This is a genomic window from Paenibacillus sp. FSL K6-2862, from assembly GCF_038005125.1.
Taxonomy (GTDB): domain Bacteria; phylum Bacillota; class Bacilli; order Paenibacillales; family Paenibacillaceae; genus Paenibacillus; species Paenibacillus illinoisensis_A.
Window position 1 is genome coordinate 2,994,269 of record NZ_JBBOSN010000001.1, and the last position, 26,918, is coordinate 3,021,186.

General features: G+C 46.9%; 18 protein-coding genes. 15 read left to right on the forward strand and 3 right to left on the reverse strand.

The features are described from left to right. The first annotated feature begins 129 nt into the window (after nucleotides 1–129). Both MHB82_RS13745 and MHB82_RS13750 read left to right on the forward strand, forming a co-directional pair. Nucleotides 130–2,964, forward strand: coding sequence for a glycoside hydrolase family 2 TIM barrel-domain containing protein (locus MHB82_RS13745; protein ID WP_341174948.1), 2,835 nt, complete (start codon nucleotides 130–132; stop codon nucleotides 2,962–2,964). Nucleotides 2,965–3,124: 160 nt separating this feature from the next. After that, nucleotides 3,125–3,751 carry a spore coat protein gene (locus MHB82_RS13750; protein ID WP_181429955.1) on the forward strand — a complete coding sequence of 209 codons (627 nt, stop codon included), beginning with the start codon at nucleotides 3,125–3,127 and terminating at the stop codon, nucleotides 3,749–3,751. 189 nt (nucleotides 3,752–3,940) lie between these two features. On the opposite strand, the gene MHB82_RS13755 is transcribed toward MHB82_RS13750, so the two are convergent. Then, on the reverse strand, nucleotides 3,941–4,753 hold the full coding sequence (locus MHB82_RS13755; protein ID WP_341174949.1) for an undecaprenyl-diphosphate phosphatase: 813 nt from the start codon (nucleotides 4,751–4,753) through the stop codon (nucleotides 3,941–3,943). A gap of 449 nt (nucleotides 4,754–5,202) precedes the next feature. Between MHB82_RS13755 and MHB82_RS13760 the strand changes: the two genes are divergently transcribed. Then, a complete protein-coding gene (locus tag MHB82_RS13760) occupies nucleotides 5,203–6,924 on the forward strand; it encodes an ABC transporter ATP-binding protein (RefSeq protein ID WP_341174950.1) in 1,722 nt (573 codons plus the stop codon). 116 nt (nucleotides 6,925–7,040) lie between these two features. Here MHB82_RS13760 and MHB82_RS13765 read toward each other — a convergent pair whose 3' ends face one another. Then, complete coding sequence (locus MHB82_RS13765; RefSeq protein WP_341174951.1) at nucleotides 7,041–8,813, reverse strand: ABC transporter substrate-binding protein; 1,773 nt, start codon at nucleotides 8,811–8,813, stop codon at nucleotides 7,041–7,043. A gap of 139 nt (nucleotides 8,814–8,952) precedes the next feature. Here MHB82_RS13765 and MHB82_RS13770 point away from each other — a divergent pair, with 139 nt between their 5' ends. The 4 genes from MHB82_RS13770 (at nucleotide 8,953) to MHB82_RS13785 (ending at nucleotide 13,576) form a co-directional block, all read left to right on the forward strand. Continuing rightward, on the forward strand, nucleotides 8,953–10,188 hold the full coding sequence (locus MHB82_RS13770; protein WP_341174952.1) for an MDR family MFS transporter: 1,236 nt from the start codon (nucleotides 8,953–8,955) through the stop codon (nucleotides 10,186–10,188). A 379-nt stretch (nucleotides 10,189–10,567) separates the two neighbouring features. Then, entirely contained in the window at nucleotides 10,568–12,016 is a 1,449-nt protein-coding gene (locus tag MHB82_RS13775; RefSeq protein WP_095358211.1) for an amino acid ABC transporter substrate-binding protein/permease, read from the forward strand. Then, entirely contained in the window at nucleotides 12,009–12,737 is a 729-nt protein-coding gene (locus MHB82_RS13780; protein ID WP_095287293.1) for an amino acid ABC transporter ATP-binding protein, read from the forward strand. The genes MHB82_RS13775 and MHB82_RS13780 overlap by 8 nt, the downstream gene beginning before the upstream one ends. Nucleotides 12,738–12,883: 146 nt before the next feature. After that, a complete protein-coding gene (locus tag MHB82_RS13785; RefSeq protein ID WP_341174953.1) occupies nucleotides 12,884–13,576 on the forward strand; it encodes a hypothetical protein in 693 nt (230 codons plus the stop codon). Between the two features lie 58 nt (nucleotides 13,577–13,634). Here the strand turns inward: MHB82_RS13785 and MHB82_RS13790 are convergent, their stop codons facing one another. Continuing rightward, nucleotides 13,635–13,772: a hypothetical protein gene (locus MHB82_RS13790; RefSeq protein ID WP_176475987.1), complete on the reverse strand. Its 138-nt coding sequence runs from the start codon at nucleotides 13,770–13,772 to the stop codon at nucleotides 13,635–13,637. Nucleotides 13,773–13,932: 160 nt separating this feature from the next. Between MHB82_RS13790 and MHB82_RS13795 the strand changes: the two genes are divergently transcribed. From MHB82_RS13795 to MHB82_RS13830, 8 genes are all read left to right on the forward strand, one after another. Then, entirely contained in the window at nucleotides 13,933–14,811 is an 879-nt protein-coding gene (locus MHB82_RS13795) for an ABC transporter permease (RefSeq protein ID WP_246310935.1), read from the forward strand. Further along, nucleotides 14,811–15,680, forward strand: coding sequence for a carbohydrate ABC transporter permease (locus MHB82_RS13800; protein WP_095287290.1), 870 nt, complete (start codon nucleotides 14,811–14,813; stop codon nucleotides 15,678–15,680). The genes MHB82_RS13795 and MHB82_RS13800 overlap by 1 nt, the downstream gene beginning before the upstream one ends. A gap of 23 nt (nucleotides 15,681–15,703) precedes the next feature. Continuing rightward, complete coding sequence (locus tag MHB82_RS13805; protein WP_341174954.1) at nucleotides 15,704–17,236, forward strand: extracellular solute-binding protein; 1,533 nt, start codon at nucleotides 15,704–15,706, stop codon at nucleotides 17,234–17,236. After that, nucleotides 17,233–18,558 carry a Gfo/Idh/MocA family protein gene (locus tag MHB82_RS13810; RefSeq protein ID WP_095358205.1) on the forward strand — a complete coding sequence of 442 codons (1,326 nt, stop codon included), beginning with the start codon at nucleotides 17,233–17,235 and terminating at the stop codon, nucleotides 18,556–18,558. Before MHB82_RS13805 ends, MHB82_RS13810 begins: the two co-directional genes overlap by 4 nt. 175 nt (nucleotides 18,559–18,733) lie before the next feature. Beyond that, on the forward strand, nucleotides 18,734–21,010 hold the full coding sequence (locus MHB82_RS13815) for a helix-turn-helix domain-containing protein (RefSeq protein ID WP_341174955.1): 2,277 nt from the start codon (nucleotides 18,734–18,736) through the stop codon (nucleotides 21,008–21,010). Nucleotides 21,011–21,047: 37 nt separating this feature from the next. Beyond that, nucleotides 21,048–23,105 (forward strand): glycoside hydrolase family 65, encoded by a 2,058-nt coding sequence (locus MHB82_RS13820; RefSeq protein WP_341174956.1) that lies wholly within the window; start codon nucleotides 21,048–21,050, stop codon nucleotides 23,103–23,105. A gap of 127 nt (nucleotides 23,106–23,232) precedes the next feature. After that, entirely contained in the window at nucleotides 23,233–24,336 is a 1,104-nt protein-coding gene (locus MHB82_RS13825) for a glycoside hydrolase family 88/105 protein (protein WP_341176635.1), read from the forward strand. After that, nucleotides 24,333–26,903 carry a glycosyl hydrolase family 95 catalytic domain-containing protein gene (locus MHB82_RS13830; protein ID WP_341174957.1) on the forward strand — a complete coding sequence of 857 codons (2,571 nt, stop codon included), beginning with the start codon at nucleotides 24,333–24,335 and terminating at the stop codon, nucleotides 26,901–26,903. The genes MHB82_RS13825 and MHB82_RS13830 overlap by 4 nt, the downstream gene beginning before the upstream one ends. Nucleotides 26,904–26,918 lie beyond the last annotated feature (15 nt).

The following is a 26,918-nucleotide window of genomic DNA, read 5'->3' on the forward strand; positions in this document are numbered from 1 at the left end:
TTATTTACCTGGGGTCAGGTTTTTTTTGTAAACAGAACGATCCTTATCTTTAAATTTCACAGATAGGTAATCCATTCTCTGATACAATGATAGACAAGTGCGGTTAACCCAAAATTAGGAGTTGAAATCATGTTGCCCATCATTAACTTGCAAGGAGTCTGGAGAATGCAGCTTGACGAGAACAAGCTGGGAATCAATACTCCGTATGACGACACGATTACCATGCCAAATACAACGTCCCATGCCAGAAAGGGAAAGAAAAACGAACGGGCTGAGATTGGAGCGCTCACGGACGAATACGCTTTCGAGGGATGGCTCTGGCTGGAGAGGGAGTTTGAGGTTCCGGAGGAATTGGCAGGAAAGTACTGCTGTCTGCATCTGGAGCGTACACGGGTTACAACAGTCTGGGTTGATGATATTCCACTAGGTACACGTAACAGTCTCAATACGCCCCATGAGTACGTGCTTAAGGAAGGGCTCTCTGCCGGTACTCATACGGTTAGAATCAAGGTGGACAACACGAGTTACCCAACCAAAGGCGGGCATATGACCTCCAAGGATACACAGACGAACTGGAACGGCATTACGGGCAAACTGGAATTGAAATTCAGCAATGAAGCAAGTATGAGTGATGTGCAAATTTACACCGATGCGACGCATAAATCGATAACGCTTTCGGTGAAATTGGATGGAGTGCTACAGAATACTCAAATTGCAGTGTCTGCCATGAGTTTCGCCATTGATGAGCAAACTTCCGATGCAGAAGAAGTTGTACATGAAGTTGCCGAGCGGATATACCCAGTTGATCATAACGAAATGAGTATCTCGTATTCATTGGGAGATGAAGCGCTCTTATGGAGCGACGATGCACCTCATTTATATAAGATTGCCATCACGTTGCGAGAAGAGAGCGGGAGAATTATCGATGATCGGGACATCGTAATTGGACTGCGGGATTTCAAGGCGAGTGGAGACAAGTTTACAATTAATAACCGGCCAACCTTTTTACGAGGCAAGCATGATGGATTGATCTTCCCGTTAACTGGCTATGCACCAACGGATGTGAACGAGTGGGTGAGAATCCTCGGCATATCCAAATCCTACGGTATTAATCATTATCGATTCCATACCTGCTGTCCACCTGAAGCAGCATTTGTTGCAGCCGATATGCTGGGAATCTACATGGAACCCGAGCTGCCATTTTGGGGAACGATTACGGATGAGAGCGATGCGAACCATAACCAGGCAGAACAGGATTATTTGATTGAGGAAGGCTTCGCCATTCTGCGCAGCTTCGGGAATCATCCTTCGTTTGTCATGATGTCACTGGGGAATGAGTTGTGGGGGAGCAAGGAAAAGCTTAGTGCTATTCTGAAAGACTATAAGGCATATGATCAGCGCCATCTATACACGCAAGGCTCTAACAATTTTCAGTTTACTCCGGTTATTCTGGAGGAAGAAGATTTCTTCAGTGGTGTGCGGTTCTCCCGCGACCGCTTGATCAGAGGTTCCTATGCGATGTGTGACGCTCCGCTGGGCCATGTTCAAACCGATCTGCCTGGTACCATGAAGGATTATGATGAGCACATCCACCCACAGCAGCACACTGGACTAAAGGATTCCCATTCGCAGGAACAGGAGATTCAGATCCAATACGGAACAGTCTCCAAAACGGTGAAAGCGGCTGCAACAGACAAGGAGCTCATTCCGCATTTACCTGTGGTCTCTCACGAGATTGGGCAGTATGCCATGTATCCTGATTTTGCAGAGATTGAAAAGTATACAGGCTCGATCAAAGCACATAACTTTGAAATCTTTCGAGAACGATTACAGGCTAAGGGAATGGGGCATCTCGCTGAATCGTTCTTCCGTGCCTCAGGTCAATTGGCCGTAGATTGTTACAAGGAAGAGCTTGAGGCAGCTTTCCGATCCGAGCGACTTGCAGGCTTTCAACTGCTTGACTTGCAGGACTTTAGCGGACAAGGGACGGCTCTTGTTGGCATATTGGATGCATTTATGGACTCCAAAGGTTTAATCAGTGCTGAAGAATGGCGAACCTTCTGCTCGGATGCTGTCCTTTTGGCTCGCTTTGAGAAGTATAACTATGCGGCTCATGAGACGTTCAACGCATCGGTAGAGTTGAGTTATTATCGTCAGGTCCCTCTGAAAGGGGAAACGTTGCGATGGGAATGTACTCAAGGAACCCGCGTTATATCCGAAGGAGAACAGCTCATTACAGAGGATCTTCTCAAACCTTACCAGAAGCTTGGGAACATTAATGTAATTCTGCCAAGTGTAGAGAATATGACTCAGGTAACGTTAAAGTTGTCCATATCGAATACGGACATTTATAAATCCTATAGCATTTGGGTCTACCCTGAGCAAGAGGATCGCCAATTTGCTGGCGCGCCAGTGTACAAGGAGCTGACAGAAGCAGCGCTGCAGCGGTTGGAAGAGGGGGGATCAGTTCTTCTGCTGGCTTCTCCCGGACAGGTTAGCAACGCTATTGAGGGCTTATATAGTACTGATTTCTGGTGTTATCCCATGTTCCGCTCTATCTCGGAAAGCATGAATAAACCTGTTCCGGTAGGGACGCTTGGTTTGCTGATTCAGAATCATCATCCGGCTCTTCAGCATTTCCCGAGCGAGAAGCACTCCACTTACCCATGGTGGAATATTGTTACCCATTCTCGTTCCATCATTTTGGACGACCTCCCGTCAGATTTACAGCCGATTGTGCAGACGATCGATAACTTTGAGCGTAATCATAAGCTTGGACTGTTATTTGAGGGCAAAGCAGGCAAAGGCAAAGTGTTAGTTGGGGCAATGGATTATGATCAGCTGCTTGGTCAGATCGAAGGGCGACAATTTATTCACAGTCTGCTGCAATATATGGAAAGTGATGATTTTCAACCGACTTACGAGATGACTGTTAACGCATTGAATCAGCTGCTTTTTAAATAAAATGGATGTAGGAAAGACCGCCTCTTGAGACGGTCTTTCTTTTTTGCAGCATACATTAACCAAAATTTATGCCGAATAACTTGAAGAAGCAAACTTCATAATACATTAGTCTGCGAAATGGGACAGCCAAAAATAACAGATTAATGGGAGGTAATTCTACATGCAATTGCAAAATCATCAAAACGTTGAAACAGGAACGATCCCACCACAACTCAACCATGGTGGACATGAGATGTTTGATGTCCATGAGGTGCTTGCTGGAGCCATTAATACGTTAAATACCTATACGATGCTGAGTCAGCATGTCCAAGATCCGGAACTGCGCGATATTTTGCTGCGTCAAAAACAATTTATGTCCGAAGAATACAACATTACGCTGGAATGCTTCAGAACTGGACAAGATCCATCCAAACCGACGCAAAGCTATAAAATGTCACAAGACAACGACTTCACATATGGCATGAAACCAAGCCAACCGAAGAAGCCAATGCTCTCTGCAACTGAAATTTGTGACCAAAGCATCTCTCTGAGCATGTTGAATGCAGTAAAATCAGGAGCAGTAATGAAAACAACGGCTGCGCTTGAATCCACAAACCCGGTGGTACGTCGTGTACTGGCAGATTCACTGCCAAACTGTATTGAGATGGCGTATGAGATTTCCATTTATCAAAACAAGAATGGATTCTATCAGGTGCCACAGCTCCCGCAGCAGGATATGCAGCAAATGCTGAACGGGTACGCGCCATCCATGATTGCATCCCAAACAGGTGGAAACTTGCCACACTAATCTTTAACGTGTAGAACCAGACCCCATAGAGGACATGCTCATGTCTACTATGGGGTTTGTCATGCGTTTTGTTTATAACCTTAAATATTTGAGACATTAATCTTGAGCAGTTTTTGATCCGAGGTGAACTATAAAAAAAGAACACCGGGCTGAACGCCAGATGTTCCTTTGCAGGTACAGGTCTTAAAGTTACAAGAAGATAAGCAATAATGTTCCGGCAATAAAACAGTAGTAGGAGAAGTATTTCAAATTTCCTTTGGCCATAATGCCCATGAACCATCTCATTGAGAAATACGTGACTACGAGTGTCGTTATGAAGGCAATCAGATAAGGAATGGCAAGCTCTGATCGATTGGGGTCGTTTGCGATGTCGGATGCTCCCATGACCAGTCCACCCAAGCTAATCGGAATATAGAGCATAAAGGAAAATCTCAATGCAGTTTCCTGTTTCATACCGACCGCAATGGAAGCTATTACGGTAGCTCCGGAACGGCTGATCCCCGGAATCAAGGCAACGGCTTGAGCCAGCCCAACCAAAATCGCATCTTTGGTAGACAGATCTCCATCACGCTTGCGGCCACGCAGATTGCGAATGAGCCACAAAGCAACTCCGGTAACTAATAAAGCAATGGAAACGGTATGTACGGAAGTGAAAACTTCTTCAATGCGATCCTTGAACAGCACTGCAGCAAGCGCAGCAGGAATGGTTCCAATAATGATGTATACCACAAACATAAATTCTGCTCTGTATTGTTGGTCCCGTGTACGAAGGTATTGAACTACGCCAACAATCAGCTTTTTGATATCTTCACGATAAATAAAAATGATAGCTATTAGCGAAGCTGTGTTGGTTAGAATTTCGAACGATAAGCCGTTTTGTTTCATCCCCATCAGCCGCTGTGCAATGATCAGATGTCCACTAGAAGAAACAGGGATAGGTTCCGTTGCTCCTTGGACCACTCCCAAAAACAAATACTTCAACCACAAAATAATGTCTTCCATCTTCTCCTCCTTGACGTTATTTCAAGAAAAAACACATAGGTTTTCATTCTAACATGATCATAGCTTGTTCCCTTGTTGAGTTGCAAGTTTTAATAAAGTTGCACAAATTCACTTGAAATCATTGGTTGATTTTAAGGAAGGCCAAAGGCTATACTAGACCATATCTTTTGAATTGAGGTGAAATGAATGTCTTACCGTATCGTTCGAAGTAACTAGTTTTCGGGCCGGATCAAAACGCGTACCGGCTATCAAGGGGGGCGTCTGCCCATTGATCGCATGAAACTGGAAACTTCGGATGGTGCCCAGGCAATCATTTTGTTCGCAGGCCAGGACACATCAGATCTATGGAACCTACAATGACCTTCTCATAGAGAAGGACTTGCACAGGTCCATAACTGAACTCGTCCTGGCCTTTTTCTCATTTTAAAAGATAAAGGGGCAGGAGAACGGTGTTAAAACAATGTTTATTTCAATTAAAATGGTGGATTTTCCTATACATTGCCTTAGGCTGGGCCATTCAGCTATTCAGCAGCCTGGGGATATTCTTCTTCCAGAAGATATTGGATACGACAATACAGGTTAATCGGATGGACGAGATGATCCATTTGATCATGATCTACGGAGCACTTTTGGTGGGGACGGTCATTCTGAACTACGTAGATGAGTATCCAAGCGTTTATCTTTCCAAGCGGTTGACCGAGCAATTGAAGATCATGGCACTAACCAAAATAGCAAAAATTGATTATCAGGCATATCAAAACGTGGGAACTGGACAAATGATCAAAGTCATCGAAAATGGTGCAGAAGCAGGGAATGAGATCATTTATGGCTTTTACCTCAAGACATTACATGAATTGCTGCCGACGATTTTGTTCAGCCTGCTGTTTATCAGCTTCTACGATCCACGGATTATGATCATTATTGCGGCGGGTTATGTCGTCGTTTTTGGCGTAACGAACCTGATCCTGAAATTTCTGTACCGAATGAAATCAACGATATTGAACGAACAGGAGTCCATCTCCAGATACTCTATACGCGGATTCATGGAACTGGTCGTATTTCGGACGAACAAACGATATGAGAAGGAAATGGCGAAACTCAGCGCATCAGCAAGGCTAATGATTAACAAAAGCGCGCAGCTGCGGATGATTCATGAAGCTTTTTTTGCGATATTTGAGGTGTTTATCACCGTCATTAAGCTTGTCATCCTGTTCTTTGGGGTTAAGAGCGTTGTTACAGGAGACTCCTCCATTGGCGTTATTGTGGCATTGTTTCTTTTCATAGAAAAGATTTACTCACCTATCGCCATTTTCAATGTGCTGTTTGTGGATTATCGGCTGAATCAAGTGACCTATAAGCGGTTTGATGCGTTCATTCAAGCTCCGGAGGACCGCAACCTGGATCGTGGTCATGAAGTGATGGGGCTCAAGGGGAATGTGGAGTTTCGCAATGTGTCATTCGGTTATAGTGGGGATAGTATCTTACATGATATCTCGCTGACCATTCCCCAAGGTTCCTCCGTTGCATTGGTTGGCAGGAGTGGGAGCGGAAAATCAACGATGATCAAGCTGTTAACCGGCCTGTTAAAAAAGAACAGCGGCAAGCTGCTGGTGGATGGCCTTGATATCGACGAGCTGAAGCTGAATAGCTACTATGACCATATCTCATATTTGTCACAGGAGACGCCAATCTTCGATGCGACCATCCGGGACAATGTTTGCTTTGATCAATCGATTTTGGATGAAGCTATCTACGAATTGTTGGATAAAGTTCATCTTAAACATACCATTCTGAAATGGCCGGAGGGATTAAATACGCTTGTTGGCGAGAGAGGGTTGAAGTTGTCCGGCGGGGAACGTCAGCGGCTTGCCTTCGCCCGAATCCTGTTACAGCGCAGAAACGTGTTGATTCTGGACGAACCGGTGTCGGCTCTGGACAATATAACGGAGAAAAGCATAATGGAAACGATCCTGAAAGAGTTCAGCGGCAAAACAGTCATTATCGTCGCACATCGATTGAACTTCATCCGGCAGGTCGACCAGATCGTGGTTATGGACGAAGGAAAAATTGTCGGTCATGGACCTTTCGACAAATTGATTCAGAACTGCGAACCATTCCGTGAGCTGTGGCTAAGAAAGGACGCGGAGCAAGCTTTGCAGCCGATTGAATGATGGTGGTGGGTAGATCCGTTTCTTATATACCTTAGGTTCGGATTGTTCCAGAAAAGATGAGAAGATACAACAATAAAAAAGGATTTCCGTCATTGGACGGAAGTCCTCTTTTTATTTTACTGCTTAATCCATATCTTAGAAATGTCCATAAAACCAAAGTCCGACGTCTGCAGACCTGAAAGGCTCTGATTAAGCTGAGCCCTTTTGTTCACATGAGCCCCATGCAATATCCAACAATTAAGGCGTAATATATCTTCAGCTTCATTCAGCAGGCTTATCCGATCAGGTTCATCCAGCTGTGCAAAAGGCTCCAGCTTATCATCCAATATGGATATCTGTTCAGTTGACATGCAGGCATTGAACTGATTGGACAACGTCTTGAAATAGTGAATCATGCCGTATTGCCAATCCTGCTCCAGAATCTCCTCCGCCATGATTAAATCGGCAAATGATGTCTCTTCAGGCTGCAAGTTATCGATGGAAGCAGCCACCTCAATGTGCAGTCCAATTGCTGCTGCACGTTGCTGTATCCAATGTGCAACACGCATATCCTTGTTAACGGTGCAAGATAGAATCAAGGTCTCGCCCTGATAACCGCTGCTGTCCAGCAATTCACTTGCATGATCAAGCGATGCTTCTGACCAATGCTGCTGCGCACTTCTCCATGGGAGAAAGCTGCTTGCGGGTGTAATCAGATTCTCACCCAATTCAGCGACCAGAGCTGCGGAGTCGTACACTATTCTCAGTGCTTGACGAAAATGGAGATGGTGGTGAACGCCAGGCTTCTGGAAGTTAAACAGTAAATACTGGCATCCGAGTGCAGGATAGTCAATATCTTTTGGTGTTTCATCATTTACAGACTTCTTCAAGTGATCTTTTCCTTGCAATTCGTAATATCGGTGCTGGCTGCCCAAGTCCGGCACAAACCAGATATATACCTGATCGAGGAGGGGACGAAGCCCATAATAGCTGTCAAATGCACGAAGTACGAGCACTTCATTATCTAGTTCACTAATCTGGAAAGGGCCTGTACCGATCAGTTGGTTCGAACTGTCAACATCATAGGGGAGAATTGTCATGGGAATGCAGCTGAACAGGTGTAGAAAAAAACGATTGGGCTGATGGAGATAAAAACGAATACAGTAATCACCATCTAATTCGGTGTGCTCGATATCCCGGTACAGCCATAATGAAGGACTTTGGACCTCATGCAGACGCTGCCACGTTGACTGCACATCTGCTGAAGTCATGATACGTCCATGATGAAACCGGACACCCTTACGCAGATAAAAGACCCACATCTTGTAGTCCTCACTGCATTCCCATGAATGTGCAAGACTTGGATGGAAAGTCCCGGACTGAGCATCAAAGGTAATTAATGTATTGCATATCTGACCTAACAGGTAAGTCTCAAATGCCGTGTAGACAGAAGCCGGATCCAGGTTCCCCAGACGACGCGAACGCATCATTCGAAGTACATCCTGACCCGAGCGTGTTTCCATATGGCTGTGAAAACCCATCTGCTGGTTCAACAAACGGAGCAATCTCTGCCTGATCACGCCATTCAAGTCCCAAGATTCCAGCGAACCGATGAGTTCGACAGCTTCCTTCATTTTGCCGTTGCTTATTAAGCCAAGAAAGTGATCTTCCATTACTTCGTCCGTACTCTTTAGAAGTGTCAATTTGGAATGATGTCCCCTGCCTATCCCCGGCTGCCAACAAATGAAACCAGCTGCTTCCAGCTTACGCAGTATGAATTTGACATTCCGTGGAGTGCAGAATAGCTCGGTCGAGAGGTTTTCTATGGTTATCGCAGCAGGTTCATTCACTTTAAGGGACAACTGCTCTGATGTGACAAGCCGAAGGTAGTGTGTAATGTATGTATCCATAGGTCTGCTCCTTTATAAAGGGTGAAACGCAAAGTAAATTGCTTACACTTTTATTTCCCCCTTTGATCCTTACAATTATAACTAATGAAAGTGACATGCGCAGTCCTTTTTTAATTACCCGGAATAGGAGATATACCTTATGAAGCAGCTTCTCAGGCAAATACACCCTTTGGCGTTGACCATCATTATCGGTACCATGTTCGGACGTCTGGTGACATCCATGAGCATTCCGTTCTTATCCATCTATTTAACTCGCGTATTGGAGGCCTCACCGACAGAAACGGGCCTAACCGTTGCCGTAAGCTCGTTGGCTGGCGTACTAATTAGCTTCTACGGAGGATACATCTCGGATCGGATAGGTCGTCCAATTGTCATGCTGGTCTCGGTGTTTAGCTGGGCAGGCGTTTTTTTCATCTTTTCATCGGCGCAGCATTTATGGGTATTTTTCATTGCCAACACACTAAATGGCTTATGTCGTGCTTTTTTTGAGCCGACTTCACGGGCGTTATTGTCGGATATAACGCCTTCACGGCACAAGCTGCTCGTTTTTAATCTGCGCTATGCCGCGATTAATCTTGGTGTTGTTTTTGGCCCAATTATCGGACTTTACCTTGGATCGGCCGAATCGACGTTTCCGTTTATCATAGCAGGCATGGTATATGTGATGTACGGACTGGTCTTGTTGCTTCAGTTTAGCATTAGGCATACGGATCTCCCTAGACCAGTCAACACTCTTGCACCAAGCCTGAGGACTGCTCTGAGTACAACCACTAGAGACCGGGTATTCCTGATGGTCCTCATTGGAACAACGTTCTGCGAACTGGGTTATGGACATTTCGGTTCAACGTTAGCGCAGTATCTGACCCTGAATCCGAATATAGAGAACGGAAGCCAAATATTCTCTTATATGTTCTCTCTTAACGCCATGACCGTGCTCCTCGTGCAATACCCGATTGTACGGACGGCCAGGCATTATTCGCCAATTGCCTCGCTCATTCTTGGTAATATTCTTATCGCTGGAAGCTTGCTGCTGTTCGGATGGGCAGACGGACTGGTAGTGTTATTCATTAGCGTCATCCTGTTTACCATTGGAGAAGTGCTGCTGTTTACCATGATGGACTTGTTCATTGACCGGATTGCTAAGCCGGAGAACAAAGGAATCTATTTTGGAACCATTGGTTTTAATCATTTGGGCAGTGTGATAGCACCGGTGTTTGGAGGTCTGCTTCTTGGTCATTTTGGGGCAGCGAATGGGGTTTCTGTCTTTGCTCCTCTGGCGCTCGCAACAGCGCTGGGTCTCCCTTTTCTATGGAAGGCACGTCAACATGAAATTTCGCGAAAACGTCAAGAAAAAGTGTTTCAAGCGAGTGCTTAAAAAGGTAATGGAAGGTGCGGCTGTTGACAGTTATAAGTACATGGTTGAGACGAAACATTTTTGATTGAAAGAGGGATTATTGTAAATGATAAACATATTCCGGATGGATTCCGTACGAAAAAAACACATATTCAACATTCACCAAAAATTGGTTGGGTTGCGGGATGATCGAAAGGACGAGTGCGCTTTACAACGGTAAATAAAGAGTGGATGCGAAATGAACCCTCATCAGTCACACGGGAAGCCTCCTAATGGAGAAGAAATCAATACTTAAAATTTAAAATGTTTATTTTCACAAAAACAATATGACTGTATAATGGGCAATACGTCTGAAAAAAATGTAACACAGTAACGTAGTAGACCGAGAAGGGGAGGACATATGAAAACAACAAAGGTCTCGTTTTTTGTACTTTCGCTAGTGCTGCTCTTGGTGACCGGACTATCCGGTTGGGCGGGGGCTGCTGATGCAGAATCTAACACCGGCAAAACCTATGTCATCGGCACAGACATTACCTTTGCTCCGTTTGAATTTCAGGATGTGAATGGTGATTTTGTCGGAATCGACATGGATTTGCTCGATGCCATTGCCAAAGATCAAAATTTTAAGTATGAAATTAAAGCTCTCGGATTTAACGCTGCGGTGCAGGCACTTGAGGCAAATCAGGTCGATGGTGTTATTGCGGGAATGAGTATTACTGATGAGAGAAAACAAAAGTTTGATTTTTCAGATTCATACTTCGACTCAGGCGTAGTTATGGGCGTTAGCGCCAATAACGATTCCGTAAAAAGTTATGAGGACCTCCGAGGCAAAAAAGTCGCCGTGAAAACGGGAACAGAAGGATACACTTTTGCAGAGTCTATTGCCTCGAAATATGGCTTTACAATTGTACCGTTTGATGATTCTTCACAAATGTATGATGATGTCAAAACCGGAAACTCCGTAGCCTGTTTTGAAGATTATCCTGTACTTGCTTACGGGGTGAAGCAGAATAACGGTCTTAAAACGGTTACAGAACCCGAAATAGGAGGTTCCTATGGGTTCGCCGTAAGTAAAGGGAAGAACCAGGAACTTCTGCAAATGTTCAATGATGGACTAACAAATATCAAGGCAAACGGGGAGTATAAACGTATTACTGAGACCTATGTTGGTGAAAATGCTTCGACAACTGCCAATATGGGGCGTTGGGAGTTGGTTCAGAAATCCCTGCCATCCCTGATTAAAGGTCTGGGTAACACGCTCTTATACACCATTGTTTCATTGTTTTTTGCCTTTATTCTAGGATTGATCTTCGGATTTATGAAAGTGGGACATAATAAATTTCTTCGCGGTGTAGCCACCGTATTTGTGGATGTATTCCGCGGGATTCCATTGATTGTCCTGGCTTTCTTTATCTACTTCGGGATTCCGCAGGCGCTGGGCTTCACCATGCCACTGTTCCTGGCAGCCATTCTGACGCTTAGTTTGAATGCAGGAGCATATGTTACCGAAATTATTCGCGGGGGGATTCAATCGATTGATCGTGGACAGATGGAAGCTGCCCGTTCACTGGGTCTGCCTTATCGCAAAGCGATGATGAAGATTGTTATCCCTCAGGCCATCCGGATTATGATTCCATCATTCATTAATCAGATGGTCATTACACTGAAAGATACGTCGATCTTGTCCGTCATTGGTCTGGTGGAGTTGACGCAATCGGGTAAAATTGTCATCGCAAGAACGTTCGCCTCTTTTGACATCTGGTTGACCGTTGCGATCATGTATCTGATTGTCATCATTGCATTGACTAAAATCGCTGACTATCTGGAGGTGAGAGTTCGCCGTGGGTAAAATTAAGGTTGAAGGATTGAAGAAAAGTTTTGGCTCGAATCAGGTTCTGAAAGGTATCGATATGACGGTCTCCGAAGGTGAAGTGGTTTGTGTCATCGGCCCGTCCGGTTCGGGGAAAAGTACGTTTCTGCGCTGTATAAACCAATTGGAAGAGATCACTGCAGGCCGGGTTATCGTTGATGACCAGGATCTGAATGATCCGAAAACCAATATCAATAAAGCTCGTGAAAACATTGGTATGGTATTTCAGCACTTTAACTTGTTTCCGCATTTCAACGTGCTCAAAAATATCATGTTCGCACCAAGAGAGCTTGGGAAGTTGAACGAGCAGCAAGCTCGGGAAACTGCGCTGCGCTTGCTTGAGCGGGTAGGCTTGTCGGATAAGGCGGACAGTTACCCTAACAAGCTTTCGGGTGGTCAAAAACAACGGGTTGCCATTGCTCGCGCGCTTGCAATGAATCCAGACGTCATGTTGTTTGATGAACCGACCTCTGCGCTGGATCCCGAGATGGTTGGTGAGGTTCTGGGCGTAATGAAGGACCTCGCTAGCGAGGGAATGACGATGATGATCGTAACCCATGAGATGGGATTTGCCCGTGAAGTTGCCGATCGGGTGATCTTCATGGATGGCGGATACATCATCGAGCAGGGTACGCCTGCCGAAATATTCGGTAATCCGAAGCATGAGCGGACGATCAGCTTTTTGGAAAAAGTTCTTTAATATCCAACAAAAAAACCTTCAAGACACTGTGCTTGAAGGTTTTTTTGTTATATATAAATCAGAAATCGAGAGGTTAAATATGGTAATATTAGAAGGGTTTTATTTTTCTCATAAGTTGATTTAAATAACAAGGAGGTTCGGAGATAATGCAACTTCGAATGAAACGACGGATCGTGATACTTTTAGTTGTGATTATTTTCTTGATCTCCTCGTTTTTATCTTATGTCTATCTTAACGATAGACCGGGTGGATTTTCAGATCAACGGATGTCAAAATTGCTTGGCATGGATGAGACCATACATATCCCTACTGGGAAAACTCCGGAAATGGCGATTCAAAAGTTTAGATCTGAACAGTATACATCACAATTTATCCATGAAGAGCCAGTGGAAGGCGGTATGATTGTATTTACACAAAGAGCAAGCACAGAATCCAGTAACCTTCAAATAGAGTATGTGCGAAAGAGGATTTTTGGTTGGAAATGGGGATGGGGAGGAGGATACGGGATTAGTAAATCTCCATCAAATTCACGCGCATTGGACTATATGAGTATGCCTCGCTTGGAACATATCGAATCTCCTTTTCCCATCATATTCGGAAATGTACTGAACCCTGCAATCAAGAGGATAACGGTCGAAACGAAGGGAAGTGGAAAACAGATTTCTACTGAAGCTAAAATGGTTGAGGTGGGGGCTGAAAGAAACATATGGTTTGTATTGCTTCCCTCGTCTGCAAGCACTCCATTCGAAATAAAGGCATTTAACGAAGAAGGCGTACTTATAGCAATTAAGGAGATTAATGATCCCAACGACAGTGGATCTCTACTGATTGAAGACTGATTACATTTAGTGTGTTAAGAAATACTATCCGAAACAATGAGCTTAACTGCTGCGTATCTTAGGTCGCCTCATATGGCGGCCTTTTTGATGATTTTACCCGTACCAACCGATTCTCCAGCGAATGAACCAATCCTGCGAAAGGTTGCTGTGTAAGCGATTGGTTCATGATTTGGCCGATTGCACGATTGTTGATCATGCTGCTCCTCCATATGATGTGAACAGAGGATCCTGCTCATCATTCACATTATTAACTGCTAAAGGGGGCCCGAGATTGTATGGCTGAGCTCACGGAAACACCTGCACGGCAACCCGGAGTTACAGTGGGCAAACGCATCAAAAAAGGATATTTGCGAAACATGAGGAAACATTGGATGCTGTACGTCATGATCTTACCCGGTATTTTGTTTTACATTATATTTAAGTATATCCCTTTGGGAGGAAGCGTCATTGCATTTCAGAATTTTCAGATCATGAAAGGGATCTGGAGCAGCCCATGGGTGGGCCTGGATAACTTTAAGTTTATTTTTACGTATCAGGACTTCTATAATGTACTTCGAAACACAGCTCTGATTGCGTTCTACAAGCTGGTCGTCGGATTTCCAGCTCCCATCCTGCTTGCGCTGCTGTTTAATGAGGTACGGAAGATGCTGGCCAAACGTTTCCTGCAAAGCCTGTTCTATTTACCGCATTTCCTCTCTTGGGTCGTAGTGGGGGGAATCGTCTTTGAAGTTCTTGCCTCGGGTGGTTTTGTAAACGCTGTCCGTGGATGGTTTGGCTTCGAGCCCATTCTGTATATGCAGCAAGAGCAATATTTCCGGCCCATTGTTGTCTTGTCTTCCATATGGAAGGAAGTGGGGTGGGGGACCATTATTTATCTTGCAGCCATCAGCGGTGTTGATCCAACCCAATATGAAGCTGCCGTCATGGACGGAGCTAATAAGTGGAAACAGGCGATTTATATTACACTGCCCGCGTTGTTCCCAACGATCCTGATTCTGTTCCTGCTGAATATCGGCAATTTTCTAGAGCTTGGTTTCGATCAGGTGTATAACCTGCTGACGCCAATGACCTATTCGGTAGGGGATATAATTGAGACATATGTATACCGCTCAGGTGTGCTGCAGGGGCAGTATAGTGTCACGACAGCCATTGGACTGTTCCAATCCGTCATCGGGTTTATCCTGCTCTGGGTCTTCAATCGATTGGCCAAAAAGACAGGGGAGGGGTTGTGGTGATGAAACAAACCTTTGGTGAAAAATGCTTTCAAGTCGCCAACTATGTGTTCTTGACAGCTGCAGCTTTAACCATGATCCTGCCATTGCTTCACCTGCTCGCTGTATCCTTAAGTTCGCCGGTTGCCGCCGATTCCAAGGAAGTTTTTCTGTGGCCGGTAGGCTTTACGATGGCTTCCTGGAAACATATTTTACAGAGTTCGGGCCTTTGGCAATCGTTTGGTGTAACCGTATTCATCACGGTCGCAGGTACAGCGCTGAGTATGCTCTTTTCTGTTCTGACCGCCTTTCCGTTATCACGCAAAGAGTTTCTGATTCGCAAGCAGGTCATGCTTGGGATAGTCATCACGATGATCTTCAATGCACCGATGATTCCCTTCTTCCTGACGGTCAGAGAGCTGGGGATGATGAATTCCATATGGGCACTGATTATTCCGGGGGTCATCGGTACGTTCAACATGGTCATTCTGCGCACGTTCTTCATGAACTTGCCGAAGGAATTGGATGATACTGCCCGGATTGATGGCTGTCACGATTTTCGAATCCTGTTCCAGATCTATCTGCCGCTGTCCAAACCGGTTCTTGCCACAGTCAGCCTGTTCTATGCCGTAGGATACTGGAATACGTTCCAACGCGCCGTACTCTTCGTTCGGGATCCTGATCTATGGCCGCTTCAGATGAAGCTGCGTGCCTATTTGACCAGTCCAGAAGAACTGGCTCAGGTAAATATGTTCCTTGATGATTACGACTTCAACACCACGACATTGAAAGCAGCAACGATTCTTTTTGCAAGCGTTCCCATTATATTGGTGTATCCTTATTTACAGAAATATTTTGTCAAAGGTTCGCTGCTTGGATCGCTAAAAGAATAAATCTTGATCAAGGGGATGATTCGATGAGAAGACGACTGACCCAAAAGTTTGTACCGATCGTGCTCAGTATGGCCATGCTGGTAGTCGCCGGTTGCAGTTCCAACACCGGCGATTCAGGGAGTGGTTCTGCTGAAGGGAGCTCCGGTATCCCAATCGTGAAAGTATTCAAGAGTCATATGGGCATCGGGAGCATGCCCGCAGCTGATGATCCACACGTGAAATATGTTGCTGAGAAGACGGGCGTCCAATACGAGCTGATTACAACGCCTCCCGGCTCGGAACCCTCGGAATATCTGAACCTGATGATCGCTTCCGATGAGCTGCCGGATATTTTACGCCCGATCGGAGGTGTAGAACAAACATTGATTCAACAAGGTGGAGCGCTGCCGCTGGATGATCTCCTCCCTGAGTACGCTCCGCATGTCTGGGAAAGTATTCCTCAAGAAGCCTGGGATATTGTTCGCTCAGCTTCTCCCGACGGCAAAATTTATTATGTACCTAAAGTATTCCTTGTCCCGGAACGGGCACCTTTGATCCGCAAGGATTGGCTGGATAAGGTGGGCATGGAAATGCCAGCAACCGTTGACGAATATGTTGAAATGCTCAAAGCCTTCCGTGACAAGGACCCGAACGGCAATGGCAAGGCAGATGAACTGCCCACAAGCGGAAGGGAATTCGGAAGATGGATGGACCATCTGTTTGCCATGTACGGAGTCGCCATGTGGGAAGGGTATCCGGAATGGGATGAATACAACGGCAAGATTCAGTATGCCGGGACAACGGATAACATGAGAGAAGCAATTAAGTTCATCCGGATGTTATATGAAGAAAAATTGCTCGATAATGAAACGTTTTTGAACAAAGGCGAAGTATGGCAGGCCAAAATTAACAATAACCTGGTGGGCAGCTGGTACCACCTTCCGGCGAATGTTCGGGATCGTCTTAACGCCATGCTGACACAGGCACCGGATGCCTATATCGCAGCAATGCCGCTGCCAAAAGCCGAAGGCTTCGAAGCGTTCGTAACACAGAAGAGCATGGGTGAGCCGGAATGGATGATCCCGGCCGCGAAGCAGGATAATGCGCCTAATGCATTGAAGCTGCTTGATTTCTTTTACAACCCTGAAAATGATGAATTTGTCCGTTTCGGACTGGAAGGGGAGCAGCATGAAGTCAAAGACGGACGCAAAGTTATTCTTCCGCCTGCCGACAACAAACCGCTTGCCTTGGGTATGAAGAACTTGACTACTGCAGAGGACATGAACAAACGTATTGAAGAGACTTATCCGGAGGACCAACAACAGATGGTGAAAGACATGTTCGTTGTGAGCACAGCCGATGCCCGGCAAATTGCGGGTGATGGCCTGCCGGCTTCCGTGTATGAAGGGTTTCCTGATATCCAGTCACACAAGCTGTTTCAGGAAGTATTGACCAAGATCGTTATCGGAGAGCTGCCTCTGGAGGCTTACGATGAATACGTGAAGAAATGGAATGCCTCTGGAGGCGAAGTGGTCACCCAGCGGGTCCAGGAATGGTATGAGAAGGTGAAGAAGTGAAAAAAAGATATGCTATATGCGGAGTGAGCGGCAGAGCTTTGGGGCAGTTCGCCAAGCCTATTCATGAGGTGTTCACTCACAACTCGGAGATTGTGGCACTGTTGGATACGGATCCCGCGCGATTCGAAGCTTATCGTGCGCGCTTTCCACATCACTCCGAAGTTGCTGTGTATGGAGCATCTGATTTTGCATCCATGGTCGAGGATACCAAGCCAGACTGCATTATTGTCGCCGGCAGGGATGATACCCATGTCCACTATATTACCGCCGCGCTGGAGCGGGATTTGGACGTAATTACCGAGAAACCAATGGCGACAACCGGAGCAGACGCCAGGCGAATACTGGATGCTGAAGCGCTGAGTAAAGGCAAAGTCATCGTAACATTTAACTACCGATATATGCCCATTCACATGCGGATCAAGGAATTGATACAGGAAGGCAAGATTGGCCGAGTCACTTCCATCGATCTCAACTGGTACATTGATACGCATCACGGCTCCAGCTATTTCAAGCGCTGGAATCGTGAGCGGGCTTATTCGGGTGGACTGTCCGTTCACAAAAGCACCCATCATTTTGACCTGGTTCAGTGGTGGATTAACCAAAAGCCTGTGGAAGTCTTTGCTTATGGAGCACTGAATTATTATGGTGCAGATGGGGAGTGGAATCCGGCACGGGAAGATGGGCGGCATTGTCGTACGTGCAATGTCTCGGAAGATTGTGCGTATTACTCCCGTTGGACACCACGCAGTCGGCAGATCCGCGTACCGGATGATCATCTGAACCTGCTGGGTTCGGCCACTACGGACTTTCCATACACATCATATCGTCCAGATCAATGTATTTTTGATTCCACCATCGAGATTGAAGACACGTATACAGCATCTGTGAGATATAGTGGCGGGGCACTCATGAGTTATTCGGTCAATTTTTCACTTCCTTATGAAGGCTATCGGCTGGCTGTGAACGGTACGAAGGGGCGCCTGGAAACACTTGAATACCATATGCCTGCACGTACTCCTTTTCCGACTCCGGTTCAGACCATCGACTATTTCCCCCTGTTTGGTTCCAAAGAGACCATACACGTCGTACATCGGGAAGGCGGACATGGTGGAGGGGATCCATTACTTCTAGAGGATATCTTTCTTGGAGAAGATCAACACCGTCCTTTCCGGATTCTCTCCGGAGCCGTGGATGGAGCTTACTCCGTCGCAGCAGGCGAAGCCGTATGGCGTTCGGTCTCCGAGCATCGTCCCATAACTATAGAAGCGGTGCTAGGAGGCTGGGGGAATAAGGTGTCTGTGCAGAATTCGAGAAGTGAGTGAACATTTAATTACATTAAATGATGGTGAAAACAGCCATAACAGCGGGCAAGTGTGAGATCGAGATGCTTGAAGAAGTCAAAATAGGCTGTTAGGCCGGGTCGCACCGGGCAGGGCGAAACTGTATAATTGCGGTATATTGCACATAAGGTGGGAGATAACTGTGACCCTTTCCTTTTTGAAGTGGTTAAAATTCAATTTCACCAATACCCAGACCCGGCTGCTGCTTATTTTGACCATTGTTGTCTTCATGATTATTATCGCAGTAGGCATGACAACGTATTATTCGGCCAAGTCGGTATTACAGCAGGAGCTCAGTGAACCGCAGCACCAGATGCTGCGCATCAGTATGAATGATATTGATGAAGTCATTCGGGAAAGCGACCAGATTGCTGTGAAAATTGCACTGAATAACCATGTGTATAAATTTCTCACGAGTGAGGTACAGGGATCATACCGCAATGTCACCGAATTGGTACAGTTTCTTGAAACCTTGACTAGCAGTACTCCTTTTATTAAAAGCGCTTACATTTATGATGTGGAAAGGGAGAGCATGGTCGCTTTTCCTCAGGGATATAGTTCAAGCAAAGTCAATTTTCCAGATTCGGGCTGGGTAGGTGTGGCTGCTGAATTAGATGACCGCCCCATGCTGGTGAAGCGGAGGGAGATTGCTGCAGGTTCAGCGGTTCCTGCCTCCCAGATTACACTGTATCGCAAGATTATGCTGGCGGGTCAACTTAAAGGGATTATTGCCATCAATTTCAAAACAGATCAAATGTTCAAGCACATGCTTCTTTCTTCCGTCTCTGATCTCGATAATCATCGTTTCATTCTGGATGCCAACAATAAACCATTATATGACCTTGGTAATTATCCAGTAGAAGAGGAAGCGGTGGAGCAGGTCCTCGCGACTCTGGAAGGAGAAAAGCTTGGTGAGTTCAAGCACGAGGGCCAATTGCTGCTCGCTTCACAGACGATGTCCCCGTATACAGGTTGGCGCTATCTTTCAATTATTTCCCAGGAAAGTTTACTGTCCAATGCCCAGAAGATTAGGAACATTGTATTCTTCGTTTCACTGTTGGCACTTGCCGCAGGCGCCGCTACGATTGCTTTTTATAACAGAGCAGCCTTTAAACCGGTGAAACGGATGAGACAACTGCTTAGCGGATATGACCGTCACCGTATCAGTCCAGAGTTGATTGATCTCGAGAAAATAACAGGGCAACTGCTGACGGACCATGCACAGCAAGCCATTAATCTCAGACAAACACTTCCTGAAGCATCCTCCAAATTTCTGACCGATATCTATGCGGGACACATGACGGGTTACCGGGAAATTGGTGAAAAGTGGAATCGATACTTCAAGGAATGGAGTGATAGTCCGCTGACCGTTGCTATATTGTCTATTGATAATTATCATGCATGGTGCGAAAGGTTTAAGAAGTCGGATCAATCCCTTCTGAAGTTTGCCATTGCCAATATCATTGCAGAACTGCTGTCAGGGGAGTGGCGTCTCACTCCTGCAGATCTCGGCAGGGACCGATTGTTAATCATGCTGCAACCGCTTGATCTCGTAAGAGAAACGGATGCATCCACTTCAATTGGTGAAGCACTGAGAATGATTCCGAAACTGCTCAAGTTCCAGGTCTCTGCAGGCGTAAGCGAGGACCAAGGCGGACTCAAGGACCTTCAACAGGCGATGCAGCAAGCGGACAGCGCGCTGGGTTTCAGGTTGTACCACGGTTATGAACAAGTGATACGGTTTGAGGACATTTCTGGTCACGAAGAACCTGGACGTGCAGAGGAAAATGAATTCATGTCCCAATTGACTGAAACGATCGAAGCCGGCAGTGGTGAAGATGTAATCAGGCTCATGGATAAAAGATTTAACCGCATGAAGAGTGAACGGTGGCACCCGTCCTCGGCGATATCCTTTCTTGAATCTGTAGCGGAGACGCTGGAACGAATTCGCATGAAACGGGATCCTAAGGCTTGCGGGTTCCGAGTTTCCGGTCTGCGGACGATGAATCTGGAGTCTGCATGGTCAATGCTGCGCTATGAGGCAGAAGCGCTCGCAGCATGGTATGACAGTATGCAGCTCAGGAAGGACTATATCGTTTGCCAAACGATGATTGCATTCATGAATGACCATCTGGAAGACCCGGTTAGTATACAGGACATTGCTGAGCATGCAGGTATCGGTTCCAGTTTGGCAAGTCAGCTGTTCAAGCAGGAAATGAACGACACCATTCTTGGTTACTTTACGAAGCTGCGTATGGACAGGGCTTGTGAGCTACTGCTGGAAACCGACTACAGAATATCTGAAATCGCTTCTATGGTGGGGTATCAACATGAGAATAGTTTTATTCGCGTATATCGCAAAACCAAGGATATTACACCGGGAAAATACAGAGAGATGATGCGGGCCCGCAGGGATTCCTTGTTGGAATCCTAGTCTCCCATCCAAATGAAGAGAAGGAGGAACGGTTTACATGAACCGTAAAACGATTGTCACTCGAAATCATCCGGTATTGACCCAGCTTGAGCCCAGGTCTCCTTTGTCTGTCGGCAACGGCGAATTTGCGTTCAGTGCTGATTTTACCGGCCTTCAGACCTTTCCAGAGGCATACGAAATCCCTCTTGGCACGCAGTCCAATTGGGGATGGCATTATACTGGAGGGCATGAGGTTTTTAGCGATGAGGATATCGTCTACCAGTCGTTTGAAACGTATGGACGGAAAGTGGAGTATCCCATGAAACCTGAGAATCGAGAAGAAGCTTATCACTGGCTGCGGCAGAATCCACATCGACTTCAATTGGGACGCCTCGCGTTTCGGATACTGAAAGAAGATGGAGAAGAAGCAGATTCGTCACATGTGATTCCGCTACGACAAGAATTGAATCTGTGGACAGGTACAATTCACAGTGAGTTCACCGCAGATGGGTTCAGGGTTCAGGTGGAGACTGCCTGTGATCCTGCGAACGATGGCATCGGCATTCGTGTACATTCAGAATTAATCCGCAAGGGGCGTCTGCATTTGTTCCTTGTTTTCCCCTGTCCGGATATGACACATCGGAGCTGGTCCAAGTCCGTATTTCCCGATTGGGAACAGGACTGCAGACATCGGACCGAGCTAATGGAGAACGATTCGGCTTCAGCTTCATTGAAACGGATCTTGGATGAAGACGAATATGGAGTGAGGTGGATCTGGGACAAGGGGCGACTGGAGCAGACCGGAGCTCATAAGTTCACACTTATTCCCGAAGCGCTGCAGCATTCGGATACCTGGTCTTGCAGTGTTGCTTTTGCAGCATCAAATCCATCAGTTCAACCAGCTGAGACCGTATTCCAAGCCAGTTCGGTCCACTGGGAGCAGTTCTGGAACAGTGGAGCAGCCATGGATCTATCCGGCAGTAAAGATCTCCGAGCAGCAGAACTGGAGCGACGAATTGTGCTGTCCCAGTTCCTGTGTGCCGTGCACACTGGCGGCTCCATGCCGCCTCAGGAAACGGGCTACATGTATAATAGCTGGTTCGGTAAAATGCATCTGGAAATGCACTGGTGGCATGCTGCACATTTTCCTCTGTGGGACCGTACAGATCTGCTTCGCCGAAGTATGGATTGGTACATCACCATTTTGCCCAAAGCTCGTGAACTGGCACGTTCACAGGGATATGCTGGTGCGCGCTGGCCCAAAATGGTCGGATATAACGGTGGGCAGAGTCCGTCACCGGTAGCACCAGGGTTAATCTGGCAGCAGCCTCATCCGATGGCACTTGCCGAGATGTGTTATTTGGCCCGGCCTGAGAGGTCTGTATTGGAACGGTATAAGGACATCGTATTTGAGGCAGCTGATTTTATGGTGTCTTTTGCCCACTGGGATGCAGAAAAAGAGGCATATGTACTTGGACCGCCGTTGATTCCGGCTCAGGAGAATCATGCCATGAATGAAAGTCTGAATCCGCCATATGAGCTGGAATACTGGAAATTCGGGCTGGAGATTGCCGCTATGTGGGCGGAGCGGCTGGAGCGGCCAGCGAATCCGGATTGGAAAAAGGTTGCGGCTCATATGGCAAGTCCTGTGCATGAGAATGGAGTTTATCTTGCGCACGAGAATTGTCCTGACACATTTACTGCCAAGAACCATGATCATCCTTCCATGCTCGGAGCGCTCGGCCTGCTTCCTGGAACTCTGATCGATAACAGAATCATGAAAAATACACTTCTCAAAGTGAAAGAATGCTGGGATTGGGAATCCGCATGGGGATGGGACTTTCCGATGTGTGCCATGACAGCGGCAAGGCTGGGAGAACCTGAGCTGGCCGTTGACTTTTTATTGATGGATGCCACCAAAAACACCTATTTGCCCAATGGACACAATTATCAAAGGCCAGGATTATGGGCGTATCTGCCCGGGAATGGTGGACTGTTAACTGCAGTAGCGATGATGGCTGCCGGATGGAGTGGTCAGGAAGGTGGAAACAATCCGGGATTTCCGCAGGATGGGAGTTGGTCAGTTCAATGGGAGGGGCTACACACCTTGACCTGATCCGATTAAGTGATCGTTTGTTCACACGTTGAGAAGTCGGGATTGGCTTGAGCAATAAAACGCGAGCGAAAAAGGAGCGATTACGTTGGTTGAAACGTTAACAAAGGTCTCTACTCAGAATCGCAGAATGTCTGCCAAAATTGCGGATACGCTGGTCTCCGAATGCCGGGATGGCGATCACCCCAAAATTGCAGGGAAGTGGGGGTACGTTGCCGGAATGACGCTTCTGGCCCTGGAACGTGCCGCAGTATGGAACAGTGAACCTCGATATAGTGAACTGGTTCTCCATCATATGGATGGCCTGATCGATAAAGACGGTACCATCAGAAACTACCAGCTTGAGGATTATAACCTGGACATGATCAATGAAGGCAAAAATCTCTTCTCCATGTGGAAGCGTACTGGGGAAGAGAAATACCATCAGGCCATCTTGCGACTGGTCGCCCAGCTGAAAGGGCAACCTCGAACCAGTGAGGGCGGATTCTGGCACAAAAAAATATATCCGTTCCAGATGTGGCTTGACGGGATCTATATGTCTTCTCCGTTTCTGGCCGAGTATGGCCGTGTGTTCGATCACCCTGAGAGCTTCGATGAAGTCGCGCGTCAGATCCTGTTGATTGAGCGCAAGACCCGGGATCCGCGAACCGGTCTGCTGCACCATGCATGGGATGAGAGCAGGGAACAGCGCTGGTGCGACAAAGACACGGGTCAATCCTTCCATGTCTGGGGCAGGGCGATGGGGTGGTATGCGATGGCTGTAGTGGATGCATTGGAGCATTTTCCAATGGATCATTCTCAGCGCGGCCAGATCATGGGTATCTTCGAGAGAATGGCTTATGCAATCGCCCATGCCCAGGATCAGGAGAGCGGACTGTGGTATCAAGTCATGGACCAGAACGGCAGGGAAGGCAACTATTTGGAAGCGTCGGCTTCATGCATGCTGACTTACGCCCTCGCCAAGGGCCAGCGTCTGCATTATTTGGCTGAACTGGATCGCAAAGTTGTTGATCGGGCGTATGCCGGTATTCTCAGTCGCTTGGTCACGGAGGATGAACAGGGGGTGCACCTGCACCGCATTTGTCATGGAGCTGGACTCGGAGGCAAGAAATATCGGGACGGTTCTTATGCCTACTATATTAGCGAACAGATCGTCAGCGATGCCCAAATGGGAGTTGCGCCATTCCTGCTGGCCAGTATTGAAATGGAGATGCGGGGAGCAGGGAAAGCGTGAGGAAATTAAACGGAACTCATGCGGGCAGACCCGAAAAAAACAAGATGCTTCTAAAGTATCCCGCTTCATGGTGGAAGGGGATGTGGCGGGAGGCGCTTCCTTCCGGTAATGGAATAATGGGTGCCTCTGTGCGAGGTGGTATACATCAAGAAGTGATTTTACTGCAGCATGGTGAACTATGGCATTGGGGAAGAAAGGATGAACTCCCCGACGTCAGTCACACATTGCAGGAGACCCGGAGACTTATGGACGCTGGGGAATTTTCGGAGGCGAGCTGGCATCTGACCCGTGCCATGCAAGCAGAAGGATATGCTTCCAAATTGTCCTCCCGTTTTCCTCTGGCTGAATTGACACTCACCATGAATTGTGACAATGCTTTTCACCATTATCGCAGGGAACTGGATATGGAAACGGGAGAAGTTCATGTCTGCTGGGAGGAAGGGGACCGAAAGATTTCAAGAAGTCTTTTTGTCTCTCGTGCAGATGATTGTGTTGTGTTCAGAATAATCGCTGAAGTACTGAGCACGAGCGATTCGGTACAGGTTCGGGAATTAGGAAGTACACAATTGATATCGGGAAGTGTGGGTCTTCAATTTCCGCCGGGTGACCGTGAGCGGGATGATGAAGAGTTTAAGGAACTGAAAATGTCCGTTACGGTCAGAACGGATGAAGTTGAGCAATACGTATTTTATAGTGGCAAAAATGATGATGGACAGGATTATGGAGCTGTCATGCGGCTAATCCGTGAGGGAGAGGAACCTGGGGCTGGAGTGAAGCCTTCCCATAGAACAATACATTTCCCGGGAAAAGGGGTTGCCATTCTAGGCAAGGATCAGCGAAATGACAGCGGAAAACAAGCAATTCACGCAGAACTCCCATTTGAAACGTCGGGCGATGTGCTCGTTCTCGTTAAAATGTTTGTTACAGGCAAACGAGAAGAGGAATGGGTACGACTGAAGCGGGAGTTGTCAGGGTTAGAGGCTGATTATAATTTAATACTATCCAGACATACAGAGCTGCATAAGCCCCTGTTTCACTCCGCAGAGCTTGATCTGGATGATGCGGCTGATGATGGGCGCAGTAATGAGGAGCTTCTGTTAGATGCCTATGAAGGCGATGCTCCCTTGGGGTTGATTCGCAAGATGTGGGCATTCGGTCGATATTTATTCATTAGCGGAACCTCTGAGGAAGGACATATGCCTTTTGGGCTTTACGGGCTCTGGGGAGGAGATTACCGATTAATCTGGGGTCATCACATGGCGAATGAAAATGTTCAGATGATGTATTGGCATTCGGCTGTTGGCGGATTATCCTGCATGAACCTGTCTTTGTTCCGGTATTATACCGGTATGATGGATGTCTTCAAGGAAAATGCACGCAAGCTCTATGGCTGCCGCGGGATCTACATCCCTGCTGGAACTACGCCAGGCATGGGCATCCCTAATCAGATTGTTCCTGTAATCATGAACTGGACCGGAGCCGCCGGGTGGCTGGCCAGACATTATTATGAGCATTTTTGGTATACCGGTGATATGCAATTTCTGCGTGAGCAGGCGCTGCCCTTTATGAGCGAGGCATTGCAGTTTTATGAAGATTTTCTGGTGCTGGACGAAGAGGGCTTGTATATGATATATCCATCCGTTTCACCCGAGAACACACCGCAGAATTTCATGCCTCAGGATGGTAAACAGCTCGCACATCCGATGCCTACAGCCATTAATGCCACAATGGACGTCGCCATCATCAAGGAATTATTACAGCATACCATACAAGCGAGTCGGATAATCGGTGTTAATAGCAGCAAAATACCAGAGTGGGAAGCCATGCTTACACGTCTGCCTTCCTACATGTTGAATGAGGAGGGTGCTGTCAAGGAATGGCTTCATCCTGCGTTTGAGGATCGGCAAGATCATCGTCATCTGTCTCATCTCTACCCTGTTTTTCCAGGACAGGAAGTCAATCGGGAAGACGACCCACTATTATTCGAAGCCTTCGAGCAAGCAGTACACCAGCGGAGGCTTGGAGCACAGAGTGGGTGGTCCCTGGCTCACATGTCATCGATCTATGCTCGGCTGGGCGATGGAGAACGGGCTTTGGACAGCCTGGATCATCTTGCCCGGTCCTGTGTACTATCTAACGGATTCACACTCCATAACGATTGGCGCAATATGGGAATTTGCCTGACGTTAGATGCAGCTCCAGTTCAGCTGGATGCCAATATGGGCTGGGTTAATGCCGTACAGGAAATGCTGCTTCTGGTCTCGTCTCAACGGATCAAGCTGCTTCCGGCACTTCCTGCCAGAATGCTTCGTGGAGAGCTGCACAATTGGCGTATACCCGGAGGCGTTCTGTCGCTTGCATGGGACCGCAAGTCAGGGACATTTCAAGCCGAGTTAGCCGCCACTCGGCGGATGTCCTCAAAACTCCAGCTTCCAGATTGGGTCGATATCTCATTATGTAAACAGCAAGGCAAGAAGAAATTCAAACCAATTTCCATGGAAAACGATGCATTCCTGCTTCATTTAGAAGAGGGAGAATGTTGGTCAGTGAAACTGAACACGGTGTAATATGAGACGCTTAAG